We start from the raw sequence: 19,962 nt of genomic DNA, 5'->3' as shown, positions 1-19,962 counted from the left end.
GGCAGACTGCGGCTCGCCGGTGCCCGGGAGTCATACCGCCAATGGCGGAAGTGGGGTAGGATAACCCAACCTTCAATATGGCGAAGCATTCGCCGTCAGACTCAGATAGTGACCCTTCATGTTTGGTTCCAAAGACAAGCCAGAAAGCCCCGAAAACAAAGCCGCCGAGCCTGCCGCCAAGCCGGAGAAGAAAGGCCTGTTCGGATGGGCGCGCCGCAAGGAGGCGCCCGAGACACCGGCTGCTGATGCAGTGCAGGATGCCCCGGCTCCCCTGAGCCAGCAACTTGATAGCGTTGAAGCGCGCGAGCAGGCGGCCCGCGAGGCGGCCGCTTCGCTGTTCTCCGAGCTGGGCCAGAACGCCACCGAGCCACAGGTCGTCGCCGAACCGGCCGCAGCCGAAGAGCCCAAGGGCTTCTTCTCACGGATGAAGCAGGGGTTGTCCAAGACCAGCGCCAACCTCGGCGAAGGCATGGCGAACCTGTTCCTCGGCGAGAAGGAAATCGACGACGAACTGCTGGAAGAGATGGAAACCCGCCTGTTGATGGCAGATGTGGGTATCGAAGCCACCACCCTGATCATGGAAAGCCTGCAGGACCGCGTCACGCGCCGCCAGGTATCCAGCCGCAAGGCGCTGTACCGTGCCCTACAGGGCGAGCTGGAAGCGCTGCTCAGCCACGTGGCCAAGCCGCTGCAGATCGACGGCAGCAAAAAGCCCTATGTGATCCTGGTTGTCGGCGTGAATGGCGTCGGCAAGACCACCACCATCGGCAAGCTGGCCAAGCGTCTGCAGGGCGAGGGCAAGCAGGTGATGCTGGCGGCGGGCGACACTTTCCGCGCTGCCGCCGTGGAGCAGTTGCAGGTCTGGGGCGAGCGCAATCAGATCGGCGTGGTGGCGCAACATACCGGCGCCGACTCGGCCTCAGTGATCTTCGACGCGTTGCAGGCGGCCAAGTCGCGCGGCGCCGATGTGCTGATTGCCGATACCGCCGGGCGCTTGCACAACAAGGATCACCTGATGGATGAGCTGGCCAAGGTCAAGCGGGTGATGGCCAAACTGGATGTGGATGCGCCGCATGAGGTGCTGCTGGTGCTCGACGCCGGTACCGGCCAGAACGCCATTTCGCAGACCAAGCTGTTCGATCAGGCGGTGGGTCTGACCGGGCTGGCGCTGACCAAGCTCGATGGCACTGCCAAGGGCGGTGTGATCTTCGCCCTGGCCAAGCAGTTTGGCCTGCCGATCCGCTATATCGGCGTCGGCGAGCAGATCGACGATCTGCGGCCCTTTACCGCACCCGAGTTTGTCGAGGCGCTCTTTGGCAACAAGTAACCGCGTCGGCAGAAACCCGACTGGAATGCATTCCCGATGATTCGTTTCGATCAGGTCAGCAAGCGCTACCCCAATGGCCATCAGGGCCTGGACCGGCTCGACTTTCACATACGCGCTGGCGAGATGGTGTTCATCACCGGGCATTCCGGCGCCGGCAAGAGCACCCTGCTCAAGCTGATCATGTGCATGGAGCGGCCCACCTCGGGCGCCGTGCATGTGGGCGGCCAGAATCTGCAGGATCTGAGTAGTGACGACATTCCCTACCTGCGCCGTCAGGTGGGCGTGGTATTCCAGAATCACCAGTTGCTGTTTGACCGCACCGTGTTCGACAACGTCGCTCTGCCGCTGATCATCAATGGCACTCCGGCCGATGAAGTGGGCCGCCGCGTGCGTGCCGCGCTCGACAAGGTCGGTCTGCTGAGCAAGGAGGCGAGCTACCCGATTGCGCTGTCCGGCGGCGAACAGCAACGCGTAGGCATCGCCCGTGCCGTGGTGCACAAGCCAGCTTTGCTGCTGGCCGATGAGCCGACCGGTAACCTCGACCCGGCGCTCTCGGCCGAGATCATGGGCTTGTTTGAAGACTTCAACCGCGTGGGCGTGACCGTGCTCATCGCCAGCCACGATCTGCCGCTGATCGCCAAGCTGGATCACCGCATGCTGACGCTGGATCAGGGTCGCCTGATCACGGATGGGGAGTAAGCATGTCTGCCGCCAAACGTAATTCCGAAGCCACGCGCAGCCAGGAGCCCAAACGCAAGGCGCCCAAGGGCGCTGCCCGCTCCGAGCGCAGCTGGCGCCATCCGCTGCGCAGCTGGCTGGGCAGTCACCGCGCCAGTGCCCGGCAGGCGTCGCAGCAGGTGCGCCGTTATCCCTTCAGTAGCGTGCTCACGGTGCTGGTGATGACCATTGCCCTGGCGCTGCCCATGGGCCTGTCGGTGCTGATCAACCAAGTTGAACAACTGGGCGTGAACTGGCAGGAAGCGGCGCAGATATCGGTCTACCTGAAGGACGACGTCAGTGCCGAACGTCAGCAGGAGCAATTGGCCGCGATCAAAACGCTGTCCGGCGTGGCCAGTGCGCAGCTGCTCGACAAGGAGCTGGCGCTGGCGGAATTCCAGCAGCACTCAGGTATGGGCGATGCGTTGCTGCAGTTGAGCTATAACCCCTTGCCCAGCGTGATCGTGGTCACCCCAGCCAGTATCGAGGGCGGCGCCGCGGCCCTGGAGCCGCTGCGCGATCGGCTGGCGGCGATCGACGGCGTGGAGCAGGTGCAGATCGACCTGCTCTGGGTTGAGCGACTGGCTTCCATTCTCGCCATGCTTGAACGCTTTACCGGTGGTTTGGGGCTGCTGCTGATCATTGCGCTCTTGCTGGTGATGGCTAATACCATCCGTCTGGCCATTGAAAGCCGCCGCGAGGAGATTCTGGTGATCAAGCTGGTAGGCGGTACCGATGCCTTTGTGCGCCGGCCGTTTTTGTATATCGGCGTACTCTACGGGTTGCTGGCCGGCGTGCTCGCCTGGCTGCTGCTGGCGGTAGGGTTGGCCTGGCTGAATGTTACCGTGCAGCAGGTCGCCAGCCTGTATCAAAGCGAATTCGCCCTGATCGGCATGCCCTGGCGCGATGGCCTGACGCTGGTGTGTGGCGCCATGCTGCTGGGCCTGGTCGGAGCCTGGCTTGCGGTCGGGCAGCATGTGCGGGCGATAGAGCCGCAGTGAGACGGCTGGCGCCTGAACTTTAGTCTGCGTTCCCAGTCTTATTGTGCAGTGATACACTGGGTCGTCATTTTTTGGGAGTTCAAACATGAGCACTGCCTTGCAACCCATCAATAGCTTGGTGCCGGGTGCGAATCTTGAAGCCTATGTTCAGAACGTAAGCAGCATTCCGGTTCTCAGCGCTGAAGAAGAGCGAGAGCTGGCTGATCGCCTGTACTATCAGGAAGACCTCGAGGCTGCTCGTCAGCTGGTTATGTCGCACCTGCGGTTTGTCGTGCACATTGCGCGCAGCTATTCCGGCTATGGTCTGGCGCAGTCCGACTTGGTGCAGGAAGGCAATGTTGGCCTGATGAAGGCGGTGAAGCGGTTCAACCCTGAAATGGGTGTGCGGCTGGTGTCCTTCGCAGTGCACTGGATTCGTGCCGAGATTCACGAGTTCATCCTGCGCAACTGGCGCATCGTCAAGGTGGCGACCACCAAGGCGCAGCGCAAATTGTTCTTTAACCTGCGTAGCGCCAAGAAGAAACTGGCTTGGTTGTCCCATGATGAGGTTAACGCGGTGGCCGCCGACTTGGGTGTGGCTGCGCGTGAAGTGCGCGAGATGGAAAGCCGACTGTACGGTCAGGATCTTGGCTTTGACGGCGCCCAGGACGAAGACGACGACGCGGCCTACGCGCCGGTGCATTACCTCGAGGATAAGCGCTACGACCCGGCCACGCAGCTGGAGTCGGCAGACTGGTCTGACAGCTCCAGCAGCAGTTTGCTGACCGGACTGGAAGCGCTGGACGAGCGCAGCCGCGATATCCTGTACCAGCGTTGGCTGGCGGAAGAGAAGGCCACGCTGCACGAGCTGGCGGCCAAGTATCAGGTATCGGCCGAGCGTATTCGTCAGCTGGAGAAGAACGCCATGAACAAGCTGAAGAAGAATCTGGAAGCCGAGGTCGCGCTCTGAAGCGCGGCTCGCGGCGGTTGTAATACAAGGGCATCCGATGTGATGCCCTTTTTTATGTGCAGTGGTATTTCAAATAACAAAGGAGTGGTGCATGACCCGTCAACAAGGGGTACGTCTGGCTACGCTGCTGAGTGTGGTGATCCTGGCTTTCTTCGCCTTCGGTTTCTGGATGTCGAAGCCGCAGCAGGCCGAACCCATGCAGTGGCGTGCGGCCTATGAAGAGAGCCTCTGGGCGCCCTTGCAGCGTCAGCAGCTTACTCTGGGCGATGCGAGTGCGGCGCTGGGTCATGGCACCCTGTGGATGATCAGTTCGGAAGGCAAGCCGTTGCTGGTCAGCCGTTATACCTTGGAAAGTGATGGCTTGAGCTGGCGCGTGCAGACGGTGCTCAAGCTGACCGAACAGCAGCGCGACAGCCTGATACAGGCGCAGGCCTGGGAGCCGGGCTTGCCGGATCAGCCGATCAGCTCCTCAGTGGCCGATGCCCTGAAAGACCAGCCGGTACTGCGTTTGAGTTTGATTCCGTCGGAGCCGCTGGCGCTGACCGATATTCAGGGCACCATCGGTAATCCGGACCTGCGGTTGCCGGTCGGTGAGGGTGAAGAAGCCTGGGTTTATCCGAAGATCGGCGCCGTTGTCGCCGTGGGTGAGGAGCAGGCACATTCCATCATGTTTGGCCTGCGCGATGATCTGAGCGGCGAGTAAACCGCTCAGATCAGCCGTACTCAGAGGTCGAGCCGGTTGCGCCAGTAACGCACAGTGAGCCATTCCGGCCAGTCACGCCCGGCCTCCATTTCATCCAGATAGTGGCGGCCGCCGAGCTGGCGCATCTGCTGTTGAATCCAGATGGCCCGGCGCTGTGCATGGGCTGGTGGCTGGGCGGCTTCCCAGTTAAGGGGGCTCGGCAGCACCGCTGCCAATTGACTGGCCTGGCGGTTCGACAGGTAGCTGGCTCCCACATGGAAATGATGCTGGGCGGCAGCCTCGACACCAAAGACGCCACGATCCCACTCGGCGATGTTCAGGTACATCTCGAGAATTCGCTGTTTCGGCCAGAGCACTTCTATCCACAGAGTGAACCAGGCCTCCAGCCCCTTGCGCAGATAGCTGCGGCCTGACCATAGAAACAGGTTCTTGGCCACCTGCTGGCTCAGGGTGCTGGCGCCCCGCAGGCTGCCACCCTGCATGTTATGTTCTACTGCGGCGCGAATGGCCTTGAGGTCGAAGCCGTAATGTTCGGCAAAACGCTGGTCTTCGGCAGCGATCACCGCCATCTTCATGCCGTCGGGGATCTGCTCATAGGGGCGCCATTGATACTGGATGTCCAGCGCTTGTTCGCTTTGCTGCGCGGCAAACCAGCGTTCGACCATCAGCATCGAGCCGGGCGTCGGCGCCCAGCGCAGCACGACAATCGGCAGCAGGCTGACAAAGGCGAGGATCAGCAGCCACTTGGCGATTTTGCGTAGTATCTTGTTGATCATGTGAGTCCGAATGAGCGATTCGTTCGGAGTATAAACCGGGGGAATCTGTCATGGCCAAATGGCTGTTGTTGTTCGCATCGTTCAGTGGCTTTACCGGCGTGGCGCTGGGCGCCTTCGCGGCGCACGGTTTGCGCAACAAATTGCCGGAAAATCTCCTTAATGCCTTTCAGACCGGTGTGCACTATCAGCTCTGGCACACGATGGCACTGATCGCTGTGGCGCTGCTGTTGCTCCGCGTTCCGGAGTCGAGCCTGTTCAAGGCAACGGGTCTGCTCTTCGCGCTGGGCATTGTGCTGTTCTCCGGCAGCCTGTATCTGCTGGCGCTGACCGGCGTGAGCAAGCTGGGCATGATCACCCCGCTGGGTGGCGTCACCTGGCTGATCGCCTGGGCCTGCCTGGCCATCGGCATCTGGCGCACGCTCTGACCGCGCTGGCGTGGTCAGGCGGCTGCAAAGCGCGTTATCATAGCGCCCTTGTTCTGGCGGGCAGTAAAGTCCGCTGCCCATCTTTCCCCTCACCCGGATACTCCGAGCCGCGTATGCAGATTCAACTCAACGGCGAACCCTATTCCCTGACGCAAGCCATTACGCTCGCCGAGCTGGTCGAGCGTCTAGGTCTGGCTGGCAAGCGCCTGGCCATTGAGTTGAACCTTGAAATCGTGCCGCGCAGCCAGCATGCCGAAACGCAGCTGAGCGACGGCGACCGGGTAGAAATTGTCCACGCTATTGGCGGCGGCTAGTCGGCGTACTGGAGACCCTGATGACTGATTTGACCCAAGATGCATTGGAAATCGCTGGCGTTCGCTACCGTTCGCGGCTGCTGGTGGGTACCGGCAAGTACAAGGATCTGGCGGAGACCGGGCGGGCCATTGAGGCCTCTGGCGCGGAAATCGTGACCGTTGCCATCCGTCGTACCAACATTGGCCAGAACCCGGACGAGCCTAATCTGCTGGACGTGGTGCCGCCGGATCGCTACACCATTTTGCCCAATACCGCCGGCTGCTATAACGCCGAGGAAGCGGTGCGCACCTGCCGCCTGGCGCGCGAACTGCTGGATGGCCACAAGCTGGTCAAGCTGGAAGTGCTGGCCGACCAGAAAACCCTGTTCCCCAATGTGGTGGAAACCCTCAAGGCTGCCGAAGTATTGGTGAAAGACGGCTTCGACGTCATGGTGTACACCAGCGATGATCCGATCATTGCCCGTGAGCTGGCGGCCATGGGTTGTGTTGCCGTGATGCCGCTGGCCGGCCTGATTGGCTCGGGCATGGGCATCTGCAACCCTTGGAACCTGCGCATTATTCTTGAGGAGGCCACAGTGCCGGTACTGGTCGACGCCGGTGTGGGCACCGCCTCCGATGCGGCCATCGCCATGGAGCTGGGCTGCGCCGGCGTATTGATGAACAGCGCCATCGCCCATGCCGACCAGCCGGTACTGATGGCCCAGGCCATGCACCACGCCGTGTTAGCCGGGCGCGCCGCCTTTCTGGCTGGGCGCATGCCGCGCAAGCTGTATGCGACCGCTTCATCGCCGCTGGATGGCACCCTGCGCTGAGACTGTCCCTTGGTGTCACCGGCTGCGGCCGGTGACCTCGAAGCCCCTTTTCCTAGCACTCCATTCCCGAGTACCCCATGTCCGATACACCCGAGCTGCCAGACAACGCTGAAACCGAGCCCACCTCACCACCGCGCCGCGCAATCCGCAGCTTTGTCATGCGCGCCGGCCGCATGACCGAGGGGCAGCAGAAGGGCATCGATCAGGGCTGGCCAAAGTTTGGTCTGACGCTGGAGCAGGGTCAGCTGGACCTGGACGCCGTTTTCGGTCGTCAGGCGCCGCGCACGCTGGAAATCGGTTTCGGCATGGGGTTGTCGCTGCTGGAGATGGCCCAGGCCGCACCTGAGCAGGATTTTATCGGCATCGAAGTGCACCGTCCCGGCGTGGGCTCGCTGTTGAACGGCCTGGTCACCAGCGGAACCGACAACGTACGCGTGTTCGACTGCGACGCCATCGAAGTGCTCAAGCAGTGTATTGCGGACAGCAGTCTGGATCGCCTGCTGTTGTTCTTCCCGGACCCCTGGCACAAGAAAAAGCACAACAAGCGCCGCATCGTGCAGCCCAGCTTTGCCGAGCTGGTGCGCAGCAAACTCAAGCCCGGCGGTGTGCTGCACATGGCCACCGACTGGGAGCACTACGCCGAGCAGATGCTGGAAGTCATGAGCGCCGCGCCCGGCTACCGCAACCAGGCCGCAGACGGCACCTACATACCCCGACCGCAAGAGCGGCCAGTGACCAAGTTTGAGCGCCGTGGCGAGCGGTTGGGGCACGGTGTGTGGGATCTGAAGTTCGAGCGGGTCGACTAACTACCAGGCAAAGATTGTTGTGCAGCGCTGCCGAGGCTGGCAGCGCAATAGCGGTTTGCGTTTGGTAGAGCTGCATTTATCGGGCCCGATGCTCCCCCTAGCGCTGAGTACCGCGCTGATCACGGCGGTAGCAGGGAGCCGGACTTACCGGCGCACCCATACCTCAACCCTGCCGTTGCGCCTGGCGCCGTTTTCCCCGCCCGTCGCCCCCACCGGCATGTAGTGACCATAGCCCACATAACCCTGCACCTGTATGTTGGCCTCGCGCAGCGCCTTAGCGGCAGACATGGCCCGCAGCTCCGAGATCATCTGTGCGCGCAGCTCGTGGCTCTGCTGATCGGCGAAGCCGATCAGCATCAGGTCGCTGCCGGTCTTGCCGTTGACTTCCAGATAGTGCTGAAGGCGCTGAATGTCTCGTTTGGCCTTGTTATCAAGCTCGGTCCGGCCCTCGGCAAAGCGGAAGTTCACCGACAGCCGTTGATAGGGCTGGGTGAGGCGTTTGAAGGTCTCAGGTACGCTGCCATCCTGAACGGGATCCACCGCAAAGGGGGTCTGCGAGAAAAAGCCGGTTTCGGCCACAATCGCCTGTCCCGCGGGGCTCTGCACGTACTCGATGAAGTCCTGCACCATGGGTTTGCCGGTTTCGGCTGTGGTGTACAGATACAGGCGGCGTGCCAGTGGGTAGTCTTCGGTTGCGACCGACAGCTTGCTGGGCTTCAGCGCCGGGGCGTTGCCGTCGGCAATCGCCAGCAGCTTGCTGCTGCCCGCCGAGGTAAACCCGGCAAAGCCGATGCCGGACGGGTCGTTGCTGACGTCACTCGATAGCTGATCGTTCGACTCGTAGCGCCGTGCGTTCGGTGTCAGGCTGTAGCGTCCGGCCAGCACCAATTCCTTGAAGGTATCCCAGGTGCCGGATTGCTCATCACGGGCGTAGACCTGGATCGCCCGATCCGGTCCGCCGACCGCTGACCAGTTGCTGATCTCACCTGCAAAGATACGCGCCAGCGTGTCGATGCTCAGCTGCTCAACCGGGTTGGATGGGTGCACCAGAATTGCCAGACCATCAATCGCAATCACGTGCTCACTGGCCGGACCGGTCATGTCGGCCCGTGAGGCCATGGCAGCGCTTTCGCTGCTTTTGACCCGGCGCGAGGCAGCCCAGATGTCGGCGCGCTTTTCGGCCAGCGCAGTGAAACCGGTGCTGGAGCCGTGGGCCGCAACCAGTACGGTCATCGGCTTGCCGTTGTAGGTGGTCGAGAGAATGGTCTCGTTGGCCGTCTCGGTCGGGCGGGCAGAGACCGCGCTGCCGGTCATTTGCTGCAGAAAGCCGGTCATCAGCATGGGGGCCAGGGTGGCACCGATGGTGTTGGAGCCGTGGACCTCCAGCGCGTGGGCGCTGACCAGGCCTGGCAACAGGGCCAGCGAAAGCCACAGGTGGTGCAGGTGGCGGCGAACTGAACGCATGAAGGACCTCATTCATCTGACAGCAGGGGTGCGAGGCTGCCAGAGTGCGACAGGTAGATGACATTCAGGTTACGTCGAGGTGACGCTTGGGTGTTGCGCTGTTGTTGTGTCGAGGCGGTCACACTGGCCGTCACAGGTCGTGCTTGCCTCGCGGGCCATATGGCGGCGGCGAAGTTGCGATTTGGACATAACCTGCGAGACTTGTAGCACTGCCATCCGTTCGATGAGTGCATAAACCACGGTCAGCAAGTGACGCGGAATTGATATACGTGACACCCACTTACGACCCCAGAACCCTGCTGATGCTGGCCAGTCTGCTGACCGGTGTGATGGGTATCGTGCTGTTATTGATGGCCCGAGCGACCACACCACGTATTCCGGGTGTGCGCTATTGGGCGGTCGGTTCGTTGCTGACAGCAGTGGCGGGGATCCTGATCACCTTGCGCGGTGTCGCGCCGGTCTGGCTGACCTACACGGTTGAGAACACCGCCGCGATGCTGGGCTATGCTCTGTTCTGGGTTGGCAGCGCCAAGCACTTCGGCCAGCCGCTCAAACTCAAGGGTTGGGCTGTGCTGTTTGCGCTGGCCTGGATTGGACAGACCTATTACACCTATGTTGAAGACAGCTTGCGCGGTCGCTACTGGAGCCTCACCGGATACGTCTTCGTCGCCAGCCTGATGCATGCGATGGTGTTTGCGCGAGAAATCTACCGTCATCGCGGCGTCCACGGGCAGCGCCTGCTGGGTACCTACTTCACTGCTTTCTGGGTCATTTTCTCCTCCGTGGTGTTCGGCGCGCGCTGGCTGCACGCCATTTTTGAGCCGCAGGATGGGCAGGGCATGCTCGACTCATCTTGGCTTCAAGCCCTCTACCTCGGCACCTTTAGCTTCGGATTGGTGATTGTGAATATCGGCTTTTTGTTGCTTGCGTCCGAGCGCATCCGCAGAAACTTCGAAGACCTGGCCATGACCGATGCGCTCACCGGCGTGCGTAGCCGGCGGGCGGTGGTGGATGCCGCCAGCGACCTGTTCCAGCGCAGCAAGCGCAGCCGAGAGCCATTTGCGGTGTTGTCGATTGATCTGGACCACTTCAAGGCGATCAATGACCAGTTCGGTCATCAGAGCGGGGACGGTGTGCTGCAAGCCTTCTGCCGGCGCATGGAGGATGCCCTGCGCCAATCCGATGTGTTTGGCAGGCTGGGCGGCGAGGAGTTCATCGTGTTGCTGCCGGCGACCACCATGGCGCAGGCAGGTGAACTGGCTGACCGACTGCTGCTGGCCGCGGTGACCAGCGAGCCGAATTTACCCGGCGTCACCGTCAGCATCGGCTGCACCGACTGGCGGGTGGCCGATGCCTCTGTAGATGACATTTTCAATCGCGCGGATCGCGCCCTTTATGCCGCCAAGGCCGCAGGGCGCAACCGGGCCATGCACTGCTAATACAGGTTGCGCAGGTCGTGCTTGACCACCGCATCCACCACCAGCGTGGTTGCCTTGCCGAGCAGGCCGCGGCCGTTCATATGCTCCGATAGCATCTTCGAGAACGCCGGTATCGCGTCCGCCGGCAGGTGGGTTGCGGTGTCCCACAGGCCGGCGCTGATCAACTCCGGGCAGTGTTGAAAGCGATAGCGCTCCACCTCCAGCACGGTCGCCACCTTCGGTGCCTTGTTGTTCACCGCCAGTGGCTTGAGCACCTCCGGATCGCTGGTGATCCAGGCGTGGCCCGCGACAGACAGCACCGTGCTGCTGCCGGGCTGAATCAGCGATAGCCGCAGAGCACCATCGGCAATGATGTTGGTCAGGGTGCAGGCGACCTTGTTGCCGGGGCGCTCGGGGATCAGCAGCGTACGATTGTCCAGCGCCTGTACAAAGCCCGCCGGGTCCCCGCGGGGTGACAGTTCGGTGCTGTCGCTTTGCTGGGTCAGCATCAGCAGGTAGGGGGCCTGTTCGATAAAGGCCAGAGCACGGTCACTCAAGGCGTCACCTTGCTCCGCTACGAAGACCTGATCCGGGCCGCGCACCTGCCAGAAGTCCGCCCGCACCTTGGCCCGCGAGCAATGCAGAAACAGCGCTTGCGCCCGAAATGCCAGCGCGTGATCGTTTGCTCCCGCCTGCAGCGTGCAGTGACCATTGGCGCGCAGGCTGAACCCCACGCCGGGCATAAAGAAATACAGGCTGCAGGCCAGCCCCTCCGGCGACAGTTGCGGCGCAGGTTTGGACGCGGGCCAACTCAGCAGGATGTTCTGTCCCTCGGCCTGCAGCACCGGGTGGTTGCGCAGGTCCAGATACGCGACATCCAGGGCGTCATCAATAAAGCCGACGGCACAGACCGATGCATGGCGGATGATGGTCAGGCAGTAGTCGTCCAACTCGCGTTGCAGGCGCTTGTGCATCATGGCCGGCGGCGAGGGGATCAGCTCCCGCAGTGTGGTAAGCGAATCAACCTGATGTTCGTACATCGCATGCTCCTCGTTTGACATGGCCATGGCGGCAACCGATTGGGACAGTCGATGCTAGGCAGCGGGCGGAGCGCTGACCATTGCAGCGGCGCTCAAAGGGTGTGGCTTTTGGTTGCACGTTGGTGCTGGTACGGCAGTGGCTGGGCCGTTAGAGTCGTGCCAGCAGAGTCCTTGCGAGCGAGGGAAGATGGGCAAGCACACCAGCGTATCGGCCGTTGCGGTAGTTGATCTGCATGATCTGCTGCTGGAGTTGAACGTCGTCAGTGCGCAGCAACTGCGCGCCGCTGGCATCTACCGTGAGCAACTGATCGATCAGCGCGCCAACGCCGCGCCGCTGCAGGAGCAACGAGCCAGCGAAACCCTGCTGCTGGTGCTCTGGCAACTGGCCGACCGTCACGGCGTGCAGCCGCAGCTTGGGCTGATGATCGGCCAGCACTACAACCCCTCCGCCCACGGTGTGCTTGCCAGCTGGCTGCAGCACTGCAGTACTGCCGGAGAAGCGCTGGCCAACTTCCAGCGCAACATCGCGCTGATGAACCCCTCGGAACTCTGGACGCTGACCGAGGGCAAAAACACCATCACACTCACCGTCGCCTTCGCGCCCGACCGCGCCTACCCGCAGATTGCCGTCGAGCGCAGCCTCAGCGCACTGCTGCGCTGGACAGAAGCCATGACCGGCAGCTCTGTGGCGCCAATCAATTGCGCACTCATGCGCCCGCAACCGAAGCAGATTGAGCCCTTTGCGCAGGTCTTCGGTCACCACCTGCGTTTCAACGCTGGCCGCAACAGCCTGCAATTACCGCGCAGCTTTCTCGACTCGCCCATCGCCGGTGCCAGCGGCTACCTGCGTCAGATGCTCCAGGTCCGCGCGCTGGAAACCCTGCAGCGGGTGGAGCAGGGCAACAGCCTCAGTCGCACCGTCAGTCAACTGATCCGCCAAAGCCTGCCCAACAACCTCAGCCTCGATCACATCTGCGCCCAACTGCACCTGAGCCGCCAGACGCTCTACCGCCACCTGAAACAAGAAGGCACCAGTTACACTGAGCTGGTTAACCAAGTCCGCCAGGAGCTAGCCCAGATCCTGATAGACCAGGGCCTGACCAAGGAGCGGGTGAGCGAGCAACTGGGGTTTAAGGACGCGAGTACGTTTTATCGGGCGTGGCGGCGGTGGTCTCGGACGGAGCTGACAGCGCGCACAGCAAAGATCAATCCGCACGACCGTGCGGATTAAGGTTGAGATTGATCGGCGAAGGACTGAATCCTCACGCTCATGAGGTTTTCTGCTATGTGCCATCCACCCCGCCAATACCCACACATACGCCTCGGTAACTCAACTGGTTACCGTGACTGGCGGGTTCTACACTGGGCCGCATTTAAACAGACAGGAAAGCCCAGATGACTTACGAAACCCTCGATTACCAGGTGGAGGACGGTGTCCTTACGCTGACGCTGAACCGTCCTGACCGTATGAACGCCTTCAATGGCCTGATGCGTCGTGAGCTGATTGCAGCCTTTGATGCGGCCGACGCGGATGATGCGGTGCGCGTTGTGATCATGACCGGTGCGGGCCGTGCGTTCTGTGCCGGTGCCGATTTGGAGAAGGGCGGTGATACCTTCAACCGCCACAAGCGTCAGGACCAACCCGAGGGTGATGATCTGCGTGATGGCGGCGGTACTGTCTCGCTGCGTATCTACGAGTGCACCAAGCCGGTCATTGTTGCCTTTAACGGCGCGGCCGTCGGTGTGGGCGTGACCATGAGCCTGCCGGCGGATATTCGCATGGCCTCGACCAACGCCAAGTTCGGCTTTGTGTTTGCCCGCCGCGGCATCACCATGGAAGCCTGCTCCAGCTGGTTCCTGCCGCGTCTCGTTGGCCCGATGCAGGCGGCTGAGTGGGTCTACACCGGCCGCGTATTCAGCGCCGAAGAAGCGCTCAAGGGCGGTCTGCTGCGCAGCGTCCACGAGCCGGACGAGCTGCTGCCGGCGGCGCGTGAGCTGGCCCGTGAAATCGCCGACAACACCTCTGCCATGTCTGCTGCGCTGAACCGTCAGCTGCTGTGGCGCATGATGGCGGCGGATCATCCGATGGAAGCGCATATCATCGACTCGCGCGCGATTGCCTTTATGGGTGAATCCGAAGATGCCAAGGAAGGCGTCAGCTCCTTCCTGGAGAAGCGTGCGCCGCAGTTCAAGCTGCGCCCCAGCACCGACAAGCCGCCGTTCTACCCTTGGTGGGACGAGCGCAAGTTTCGGTAAAAGCGGTCCTCGTCGGTAACGCTTTTATTGTTGGTCGCAAGCGCGCCGCGTTACCGACCGCATACAACGCCCACGCACGTTCTGTGCGCGGGCGTTTCAGTGTTAGGCTTTGGCTTTTTCTACCCAATGGGAGCTGTTGCCATGAGTCGTCACTTTGAATCCGCCCCGGGGCTTTGCGAGAACCGCGATCCGGCCACCGAGGGCTTTGTCTTCAACCAGACCATGCTGCGCATCAAGGACCCGAAGGCGACGCTGGATTTCTATACCCGCATCATGGGCATGACGCTGGTGAAGAAGCTGGACTTCCCACAGATGAAGTTCAGCCTGTTCTTCCTCGCGGCTGTCGATAGCCACGCCTTGGGTGACTGGTCGCAGGATCCGGTGGAGCGCACCCATCAGACCTTCGGCCGGCCGGCCATGCTGGAGCTGACGCACAACTGGGGCACCGAAGAAGATGCCGATTTCAGCTATCACAACGGCAACGAAGATCCGCGTGGTTTTGGCCATATCGGCTTTGCGGTGCCCGACCTGGAAGCCGCCTGTGCGCGCTTTGAATCGCTGGGTGTGAGCTTCGTCAAGCGTCCGCGGGACGGCAAGATGCACAACATCGCCTTTATCCGCGACCCCGACGGCTATTGGATTGAGCTGTTTACGCCGACCGGCATGGCTTGAGCCGTTGTGATCAACTCGACGACTACCCCGCTGGGCGGGATGGAACCCGGCCCTCCCGGCAAATGTATAGCGTCTTGATGGAGTGTCAGGGGAAAGTCGCGCCTTCCAGGGCGCCGTGCTGGGTACGCTTGTCGTAGTCGCGGTCGGCGCTGACCAGGGCATTCAGTAAGCGCTGACCGGCCGCGTTGGAGCTTTGCGACAGTTGCTCGCAGCTGGGCTGAGGCGGCAGGGCCAACAGCGCCGCTTCGATCTGTTTGGCGTAGTCCAGCGCCAGCTCCACATGGCCGTCCTGGTGCGCCTGCAGTGCCAGCAGATAGCTGTCCCATTGCTGCTGAACCTTGGCTGGCCGCGTGGCGTCGGGCAGCAGGCGGGGCATATGGCTGGTGACGCTGACCTCGGTGCTGGCGCTGGACAGGCGGCACTGGCCCGGCGTGGACTCCCAGGTAAAGTGCCAGTCAACGCGGCTGCTGCTGTGCTGGCGATCGCGATTCAGGCTCGCGCGAATGGTATCAGGGGTGTTGCCCTGTACATCGAACTGCTCAACCCGCGTGCTCAGCGCCGGCTCGGCCAGCAGCGCCGCGCTGAAGCCGAGCAAGGAAGGCAGCAGGCATAACCGATACAGGCGCATCAGATCGGGTCCATCAGCCGCTCAAGGGCAGCGCGGCAGCGGTTGGGAATGGGGAAGGCGGTGTTGCTGGCGCGGTCCACGAACACATGGACGAAGCGGCCGGCGGCGCAGGCCTCGTCGCGGCCCTGCTTGAATACGGCCAATTCGTAATGCACCGAGCTGCTGCCCAGACGCGCAACCTTGACGCCGATCTCGATGGCATCGGGGAAGGCGATTGGGGCGAAGTAGTCGCAATTGGAGCTGACCACAAAGGCCACCTGGTCGCCGTCATGAATATCCAATCCGCCCTCGGCGATCAGCCAGCTGTTCACCGCGCTGTCGAAATAACTGTAGTAGGTCACGTTGTTGACGTGGCCATAGATGTCATTGTCGTGCCAGCGCGTGGTGACCGGGTGCAGGTAGTGGTAATCCTGCCGGGTTGGCTTGCTTGTGCTCATGCTTGTTCTCTATTCGGGTGAATCAATAGGCCAGGTTGTAGATCGCCAGCGCGTCGGCTTCGCTGACTTCACGCGGGTTGTTGACCAGCAGACGCTGCTGCAGCATGGCGTCCTTGGCCAGCAGCTCCAGCTTGTCTTTCGGTACGCCGGCATCACGCAGACGGCTGGGCAGGCCACAGCGCGGGCTGAGGTCGGCCAGCGCACTGACCATTTGCGCCGTCAGGTGGTCGGCGTCGCCGGGCTGCAGGCCGGGGCCGACAATCAGCGGCGCCAGTTCGGCGTACAGCGGGGCGGCGTGGGAAGCGTTGAACTCGATCACCGTCGGCAGCACCAGCGCGTTGGACAGGCCATGCGGGATATGGAAATGCCCGCCCAGCGGGTAGGCCAGCGCGTGCACCGCGGCCACCGGGGCGTTGGCGAAGGCCTGGCCGGCGAGCAGGGCGCCCAGCAGCATGGCCTGACGCGCTTCGCGGTTCTGGCCGTTCTGCACCACCTGATCGAGGTTGCCGGCCAGCAGACGCAGGGCTTCGCGCGCGAGCATGTCGGACAACGGGTTCTTCTTCAGCTTGCTGGTGTAGGCTTCGATGGCGTGCACCATGGCGTCGATGCCGGTGGCGGCGGTGACGTGGGCAGGCAGGCCCAGCGTCAGGTCGGCATCCAGCAGCGCCAAATCGGGCAGCAGAATCGGCGAGACCACGCCCATCTTGGTGGTGGCGCCGGTGGTGATGATGGCGATCTGGGTGACTTCCGAACCGGTGCCGGCGGTGGTCGGCACCTGAATCAGCGGCAGGCGCTGGCCGCGGGCGTTGCCCACGCCGTAGATGTCGGCCATTTGCTGTTTGCACTCGGGGTGCGCCAGGAGCGCGACCAGTTTGGCCACGTCCATCGAGCTGCCGCCACCGAAACCGATGATCAGCTCGGCCTGCATATTGCGGGCCTGCGCCACCGCTTCGAGTACCACGTGCTCCGGCGGATCGGCTTCTACCTGATCGAAGACTTCAACGCTGACCTGCGCCTTCGCCATGGCCGGCAGTATGTCGTTCAGCAGCCCGATCTTGGTGATGCCGGGATCGGTAACGATGAGTACCCGATGGGCGTCCCGCTCGCGGCACAGCTCGCCAAGGCGGGCGGCGGAGCCGGATTCGCAGAGAATCTGGGCGGTGGTGGCAAAGCTGAACGGGTTCATGGGGCCTCCGGGCTACGGTTGGAGCGAAAAAACGGTGAGAAAAGTCGAATGAGACAATTCTGCTGACTGCGCGTTCATGCGGCAAGTGCTATTGATGCCGCCGATGTTAACGCATGGCGGCGGGTCGGTGACAGTCACATGCATTGCGCCGCGGCGTTGCTTTTCAGGCTGGGTGCGCGGTCTGGTGCTACAGGAACAGCTCGAGCAGGTCGTTCAGAAACAGCCGTCCACGTTCGGTCGGGCGCAGCTGCTGCGTCCAGGGTTCCAGCAGCCCCTTGGCTGCCGCCTGCCGCAGCAGAGGCTCGATGGCATCCAACGACTGACCAGTTCGCGCGCGGTAGTAGCTGGCGGGAACGCCGTCGACCAGGCGCAGCGCGTTCATCAGAAAGTCGAACGGCAGCTCATCGGTCGCCAGCGTCTTGTGCCCCGCGCAGACTGCCTTGCCGGCGGCCAGATAATCCTTGGGCAGGCGGGTCTTCCAGTAGCGTTCGATGCGGCCGTCGGCGTGGGTGATCTTGCCGTGGGCGCCGGCGCCGATGCCGAGGAAGTCGCCGTATTGCCAGTAGTTCAGATTGTGCCGCGCCTGCTTGCCGAGTTGGGCGTAGGCAGACACTTCATACTGTGCGTAACCACCGTTGGCCATGCGCTGTTGGCCGGCCTCCTGAATCGACCAGAGAATGTCTTCCTCCGGCAGGATGGGCGGTTTGGAGTAGAAGACGGTATTGGGCTCCAGCGTCAGCTGATACCAGGACAGGTGCTCGGGTGCCAGCGCCATGGCCTGATCGATGTCGGCCATCGCCTGTTCATGACTCTGGTGCGGCAGTCCGTGCATCAGATCCAGGTTCAGGTTGTCGAAGCCGGCGCGGCGCGCCATGTCTACCGCCCCCAGAGCTTCACGGTCATCGTGGATGCGCCCCAGAGCTTTCAAGTGCGCGGCGTTAAAGCTCTGGATGCCGATCGACAACCGGTTGATGCCGGTGGCGCGGTAATCGACAAACTTGGCCTGCTCGAAGGTGCCGGGGTTGGCTTCCAGGGTGATCTCGATGTCGGCGGCAAACGGCACCCGCGCGTTCAGCGCCTGCAGAAAGCGACCCAGGCTGGCGGCAGAAAACAGGCTTGGCGTCCCGCCACCAAAGAAAATGGAGGTCAGCTCACGCCCGGCCGCCAGCGGCAGATCCTGCTCCAGGTCGGCGATCATGGCCTCGATGTAAGCGTCTTCGGGTAATGCGCTTTGGCTGGTGTGTGAGTTGAAGTCGCAGTAAGGGCACTTCTTCACGCACCAGGGAATGTGGATGTACGCCGCCAGTGGCGGTAGCAGGACGCGGTTGGACTGATGCTCGACGTGGTCTGGGTGGGCGTTGTCTTCCAGGGGGTTCAAAGCAGCCCCAACCGCTGTCGCAACAGGGCCATGGCGCGGGCGCGGTGGCTCAGTTGGTTCTTTTCGGCGGGACTGAGTTCGGCGCTGGAGCATTTGCGCTCGGGTACCCAGAACAGCGGGTCGTAGCCGAAGCCGTGAGCGCCGCGTGCCTCGTTCAGAATGCGGCCCTCCCAGATGCCTTCGCAGATGATCGGCATGGGGTCATCGGCGTGGCGCAGCAGCGCCAGGGCGCAGATGAACTGCGCACCGCGCTCCTCGGTGGGCACCTGTTCCAGTGCCTGCAGCAGTTTGGCATTGTTGGCGGTGTCGCCTTCACCGCCGGCGTAGCGCGCAGAGTAGATACCGGGCGCGCCGCCGAGGGCGTCGACCGCCAGGCCGGAGTCGTCTGCCAACGCCGGCAGGCCCGAAGCACGCGCAGCGTGACGCGCCTTGAGCAGCGCATTCTCAACGAAGGTCAGGCCGGTTTCTTCCACGTCTTCGTCGATAAAGTCGCTCTGCGGCAGGATTTTTACCTGATCGCCCAGCATCGCCTGCAGCTCAGCCAGTTTGCCCTTGTTGCTGCTGGCCAGCACCAGGGTATCGAAGGGCAGTTGCTTACTGGTCATCCGGGAAGAACTCCTGCTGGAAGCTGAGGCTGTGCACCATGGCGCCGGGCGCCGCCTGAATGTCGATCTTGAACAGCAGAACACCGCGCTGCGCCGCGCTGTAGTTGGCGACGAAGTAGATGGCGTCGCCTTCCTTGATGCGTTTGAAATCGAGCGGCACCGGCTGGCCGATCAGGCTGCGCACCTCGCCCTTGAGAATGGCGTCTACCGCTTGCGCCTTGCCGTTCTCCTGGCGCTGCACCGCGATGTTGATTACGCCCTGACTCGGGCCGCGCTGCAGACCGGCGTTGGCGGCAATCTCGGGTTGCAGCATGCTGCTGTTGAACACGTTGTGATAGACGATCAGGTCGCCAAAGCGCGCCGGTTCCGCTGCGGCGCCAGCGAGCGGTGCGGTCAGCAGGGAGGCGATGAGAAACAGGATGCGTAGCATGGTAACTCCTTGGACAAAGGCAGGGTTCAGCGGCTGACTCGGTAGATGGCCACTTCGCCCAGCAGGTTCGGCCACAGGCCACTCAACCAGCTGCGCTGGTGCGTTTGGTCCACCACCAGACGGTCGAGTACCTTGATATTGCGCTCACGGCACAGCTGCTCGAAATCCTTGAAGGTACAAAAATGGATATTCGGGGTGTTATACCAAGTGTAGGGCATGAACTCCGAAACCGGCATGCGCCCCTTGGTGCCCAGATACCAGCGGCAACGCCAGTGGGCGAAGTTGGGGAAGGTGAGAATGCCTTCATGGCCGATGCGCAGCATGTCTTCGAGTACCCGGTCGGGATAGTGCATGGCCTGCAGGGATTGGGTCATGACGACGGTATCGAAGCTGTTGTCCTCGAAGTTGTTCAGCTCCTTATCGAGATTCTGCTCCAGTACGTTTACGCCGTGACGAATGCAGGTGCTGATTTTCTCTGGATCAATCTCCAGACCGTAACCCTGCACCTGCTTGTGGTCGCGCAGGTGGCGCAGCAACTCGCCCTCGCCACAACCCAGGTCAAGCACGTGGCTGCCGGGTTTGATCCACTGCTGAATAATCTCCAGATCGGCGCGCAGG

The 19,962-nt window shown here is 62.3% G+C and carries 23 protein-coding genes; 13 read left to right on the top strand and 10 right to left on the bottom strand.

Going from position 1 to position 19,962, the window contains the following annotated elements; translation table 11 throughout:
* Positions 1-118: 118 nt before the first annotated feature.
* The 5 genes from ftsY to V7747_RS16025 all read left to right on the top strand — a co-directional run bounded on the left by ftsY (position 119) and on the right by V7747_RS16025 (position 4,697).
* Positions 119-1,327 (top strand): signal recognition particle-docking protein FtsY, encoded by a 1,209-nt coding sequence (gene ftsY / locus V7747_RS16045; RefSeq protein WP_335617020.1) that lies wholly within the window; start codon positions 119-121, stop codon positions 1,325-1,327.
* Positions 1,328-1,363: 36 nt separating this feature from the next.
* Entirely contained in the window at positions 1,364-2,026 is a 663-nt protein-coding gene (ftsE, locus tag V7747_RS16040; RefSeq protein ID WP_335617019.1) for a cell division ATP-binding protein FtsE, read from the top strand.
* 2 nt (positions 2,027-2,028) lie between these two features.
* On the top strand, positions 2,029-3,045 hold the full coding sequence (gene ftsX, locus V7747_RS16035; protein ID WP_335617018.1) for a permease-like cell division protein FtsX: 1,017 nt from the start codon (positions 2,029-2,031) through the stop codon (positions 3,043-3,045).
* A gap of 85 nt (positions 3,046-3,130) precedes the next feature.
* Complete coding sequence (gene rpoH, locus V7747_RS16030; protein WP_335617017.1) at positions 3,131-3,994, top strand: RNA polymerase sigma factor RpoH; 864 nt, start codon at positions 3,131-3,133, stop codon at positions 3,992-3,994.
* A 91-nt stretch (positions 3,995-4,085) separates the two neighbouring features.
* Positions 4,086-4,697 carry a hypothetical protein gene (locus V7747_RS16025; RefSeq protein ID WP_335617016.1) on the top strand — a complete coding sequence of 204 codons (612 nt, stop codon included), beginning with the start codon at positions 4,086-4,088 and terminating at the stop codon, positions 4,695-4,697.
* A 20-nt stretch (positions 4,698-4,717) separates the two neighbouring features.
* Here the strand turns inward: V7747_RS16025 and mtgA are convergent, their stop codons facing one another.
* Positions 4,718-5,473, bottom strand: a complete 756-nt coding sequence (gene mtgA / locus V7747_RS16020) for a monofunctional biosynthetic peptidoglycan transglycosylase (RefSeq protein ID WP_335617015.1) — start codon at positions 5,471-5,473, stop codon at positions 4,718-4,720.
* 50 nt (positions 5,474-5,523) lie between these two features.
* On the opposite strand from mtgA, the gene V7747_RS16015 reads away from it, so the two are divergent.
* The 4 genes from V7747_RS16015 to trmB all read left to right on the top strand — a co-directional run bounded on the left by V7747_RS16015 (position 5,524) and on the right by trmB (position 7,830).
* Positions 5,524-5,898: a DUF423 domain-containing protein gene (locus tag V7747_RS16015; protein WP_335617014.1), complete on the top strand. Its 375-nt coding sequence runs from the start codon at positions 5,524-5,526 to the stop codon at positions 5,896-5,898.
* 113 nt (positions 5,899-6,011) lie between these two features.
* Positions 6,012-6,212, top strand: a complete 201-nt coding sequence (gene thiS, locus V7747_RS16010; protein ID WP_335617013.1) for a sulfur carrier protein ThiS — start codon at positions 6,012-6,014, stop codon at positions 6,210-6,212.
* A 20-nt stretch (positions 6,213-6,232) separates the two neighbouring features.
* Positions 6,233-7,024, top strand: a complete 792-nt coding sequence (locus tag V7747_RS16005) for a thiazole synthase (RefSeq protein ID WP_335617012.1) — start codon at positions 6,233-6,235, stop codon at positions 7,022-7,024.
* Between the two features lie 77 nt (positions 7,025-7,101).
* On the top strand, positions 7,102-7,830 hold the full coding sequence (trmB, locus tag V7747_RS16000) for a tRNA (guanosine(46)-N7)-methyltransferase TrmB (protein ID WP_335617011.1): 729 nt from the start codon (positions 7,102-7,104) through the stop codon (positions 7,828-7,830).
* A gap of 144 nt (positions 7,831-7,974) precedes the next feature.
* Here trmB and V7747_RS15995 read toward each other — a convergent pair whose 3' ends face one another.
* The gene (locus tag V7747_RS15995; RefSeq protein WP_335617010.1) at positions 7,975-9,294 is read right to left on the bottom strand and encodes a substrate-binding domain-containing protein; all 1,320 of its coding nucleotides are present in this window, start codon (positions 9,292-9,294) and stop codon (positions 7,975-7,977) included.
* Positions 9,295-9,563: 269 nt separating this feature from the next.
* Here V7747_RS15995 and V7747_RS15990 point away from each other — a divergent pair, with 269 nt between their 5' ends.
* Positions 9,564-10,733: a GGDEF domain-containing protein gene (locus tag V7747_RS15990; RefSeq protein ID WP_335617009.1), complete on the top strand. Its 1,170-nt coding sequence runs from the start codon at positions 9,564-9,566 to the stop codon at positions 10,731-10,733.
* Here V7747_RS15990 and V7747_RS15985 read toward each other — a convergent pair.
* Positions 10,730-11,752 carry a hypothetical protein gene (locus V7747_RS15985; protein ID WP_335617008.1) on the bottom strand — a complete coding sequence of 341 codons (1,023 nt, stop codon included), beginning with the start codon at positions 11,750-11,752 and terminating at the stop codon, positions 10,730-10,732. The two genes, V7747_RS15990 and V7747_RS15985, sit on opposite strands and share 4 nt — an antisense overlap.
* A 187-nt stretch (positions 11,753-11,939) precedes the next feature.
* Here V7747_RS15985 and V7747_RS15980 point away from each other — a divergent pair, with 187 nt between their 5' ends.
* The 3 genes from V7747_RS15980 (at position 11,940) to gloA (ending at position 14,680) form a co-directional block, all read left to right on the top strand.
* Positions 11,940-12,983, top strand: a complete 1,044-nt coding sequence (locus V7747_RS15980) for an AraC family transcriptional regulator (RefSeq protein WP_335617007.1) — start codon at positions 11,940-11,942, stop codon at positions 12,981-12,983.
* A gap of 164 nt (positions 12,984-13,147) precedes the next feature.
* Positions 13,148-14,008 carry a crotonase/enoyl-CoA hydratase family protein gene (locus tag V7747_RS15975; protein WP_335617006.1) on the top strand — a complete coding sequence of 287 codons (861 nt, stop codon included), beginning with the start codon at positions 13,148-13,150 and terminating at the stop codon, positions 14,006-14,008.
* A gap of 141 nt (positions 14,009-14,149) precedes the next feature.
* Positions 14,150-14,680, top strand: a complete 531-nt coding sequence (gloA, locus tag V7747_RS15970; protein ID WP_335617005.1) for a lactoylglutathione lyase — start codon at positions 14,150-14,152, stop codon at positions 14,678-14,680.
* Between the two features lie 85 nt (positions 14,681-14,765).
* Here gloA and V7747_RS15965 read toward each other — a convergent pair whose 3' ends face one another.
* The 7 genes from V7747_RS15965 to metW form a co-directional block, all read right to left on the bottom strand.
* Positions 14,766-15,308, bottom strand: coding sequence for a DUF922 domain-containing protein (locus tag V7747_RS15965; RefSeq protein ID WP_335617004.1), 543 nt, complete (start codon positions 15,306-15,308; stop codon positions 14,766-14,768).
* Positions 15,308-15,745, bottom strand: coding sequence for an acyl-CoA thioesterase (locus V7747_RS15960; RefSeq protein WP_335617003.1), 438 nt, complete (start codon positions 15,743-15,745; stop codon positions 15,308-15,310). The genes V7747_RS15965 and V7747_RS15960 overlap by 1 nt, the downstream gene beginning before the upstream one ends.
* 22 nt (positions 15,746-15,767) lie before the next feature.
* Positions 15,768-16,931: an iron-containing alcohol dehydrogenase gene (locus tag V7747_RS15955; RefSeq protein WP_335617002.1), complete on the bottom strand. Its 1,164-nt coding sequence runs from the start codon at positions 16,929-16,931 to the stop codon at positions 15,768-15,770.
* 187 nt (positions 16,932-17,118) lie between these two features.
* A complete protein-coding gene (gene hemW, locus V7747_RS15950; protein WP_335617052.1) occupies positions 17,119-18,300 on the bottom strand; it encodes a radical SAM family heme chaperone HemW in 1,182 nt (393 codons plus the stop codon).
* Positions 18,301-18,305: 5 nt separating this feature from the next.
* Complete coding sequence (gene rdgB / locus V7747_RS15945) at positions 18,306-18,914, bottom strand: RdgB/HAM1 family non-canonical purine NTP pyrophosphatase (RefSeq protein ID WP_335617001.1); 609 nt, start codon at positions 18,912-18,914, stop codon at positions 18,306-18,308.
* Entirely contained in the window at positions 18,904-19,344 is a 441-nt protein-coding gene (locus V7747_RS15940; protein WP_335617000.1) for a DUF4426 domain-containing protein, read from the bottom strand. The genes rdgB and V7747_RS15940 overlap by 11 nt, the downstream gene beginning before the upstream one ends.
* Before the next feature lie 26 nt (positions 19,345-19,370).
* Positions 19,371-19,961, bottom strand: coding sequence for a methionine biosynthesis protein MetW (gene metW, locus V7747_RS15935; protein ID WP_335617051.1), 591 nt, complete (start codon positions 19,959-19,961; stop codon positions 19,371-19,373).
* Position 19,962 lies beyond the last annotated feature (1 nt).

Origin of the sequence: Halopseudomonas sp. (assembly GCF_036960865.1) — a bacterium.
Taxonomy (GTDB): domain Bacteria; phylum Pseudomonadota; class Gammaproteobacteria; order Pseudomonadales; family Pseudomonadaceae; genus Halopseudomonas.
The sequence above is the reverse complement of the archived record's forward strand: the minus strand, read 5'-3'. Positions and strand labels throughout refer to the sequence as shown.

Excerpts from the sequence above, each read along its gene's own strand:
- ftsY (WP_335617020.1), top strand. The coding sequence starts at position 119 with ATGTTTGGTTCCAAAGACAAGCCAGAAAGCCCCGAAAACAAAGCCGCC.
- ftsE (WP_335617019.1), top strand. The coding sequence starts at position 1,364 with ATGATTCGTTTCGATCAGGTCAGCAAGCGCTACCCCAATGGCCATCAG.
- ftsX (WP_335617018.1), top strand. The coding sequence starts at position 2,029 with ATGTCTGCCGCCAAACGTAATTCCGAAGCCACGCGCAGCCAGGAGCCC.
- rpoH (WP_335617017.1), top strand. The coding sequence starts at position 3,131 with ATGAGCACTGCCTTGCAACCCATCAATAGCTTGGTGCCGGGTGCGAAT.
- V7747_RS16025 (WP_335617016.1), top strand. The coding sequence starts at position 4,086 with ATGACCCGTCAACAAGGGGTACGTCTGGCTACGCTGCTGAGTGTGGTG.
- mtgA (WP_335617015.1), bottom strand. The coding sequence starts at position 5,473 with ATGATCAACAAGATACTACGCAAAATCGCCAAGTGGCTGCTGATCCTC.
- V7747_RS16015 (WP_335617014.1), top strand. The coding sequence starts at position 5,524 with ATGGCCAAATGGCTGTTGTTGTTCGCATCGTTCAGTGGCTTTACCGGC.
- thiS (WP_335617013.1), top strand. The coding sequence starts at position 6,012 with ATGCAGATTCAACTCAACGGCGAACCCTATTCCCTGACGCAAGCCATT.
- V7747_RS16005 (WP_335617012.1), top strand. The coding sequence starts at position 6,233 with ATGACTGATTTGACCCAAGATGCATTGGAAATCGCTGGCGTTCGCTAC.
- trmB (WP_335617011.1), top strand. The coding sequence starts at position 7,102 with ATGTCCGATACACCCGAGCTGCCAGACAACGCTGAAACCGAGCCCACC.
- V7747_RS15995 (WP_335617010.1), bottom strand. The coding sequence starts at position 9,294 with ATGCGTTCAGTTCGCCGCCACCTGCACCACCTGTGGCTTTCGCTGGCC.
- V7747_RS15985 (WP_335617008.1), bottom strand. The coding sequence starts at position 11,752 with ATGTACGAACATCAGGTTGATTCGCTTACCACACTGCGGGAGCTGATC.
- V7747_RS15980 (WP_335617007.1), top strand. The coding sequence starts at position 11,940 with ATGGGCAAGCACACCAGCGTATCGGCCGTTGCGGTAGTTGATCTGCAT.
- V7747_RS15975 (WP_335617006.1), top strand. The coding sequence starts at position 13,148 with ATGACTTACGAAACCCTCGATTACCAGGTGGAGGACGGTGTCCTTACG.
- gloA (WP_335617005.1), top strand. The coding sequence starts at position 14,150 with ATGAGTCGTCACTTTGAATCCGCCCCGGGGCTTTGCGAGAACCGCGAT.
- V7747_RS15965 (WP_335617004.1), bottom strand. The coding sequence starts at position 15,308 with ATGCGCCTGTATCGGTTATGCCTGCTGCCTTCCTTGCTCGGCTTCAGC.
- V7747_RS15960 (WP_335617003.1), bottom strand. The coding sequence starts at position 15,745 with ATGAGCACAAGCAAGCCAACCCGGCAGGATTACCACTACCTGCACCCG.
- V7747_RS15955 (WP_335617002.1), bottom strand. The coding sequence starts at position 16,931 with ATGAACCCGTTCAGCTTTGCCACCACCGCCCAGATTCTCTGCGAATCC.
- rdgB (WP_335617001.1), bottom strand. The coding sequence starts at position 18,914 with ATGACCAGTAAGCAACTGCCCTTCGATACCCTGGTGCTGGCCAGCAGC.
- V7747_RS15940 (WP_335617000.1), bottom strand. The coding sequence starts at position 19,344 with ATGCTACGCATCCTGTTTCTCATCGCCTCCCTGCTGACCGCACCGCTC.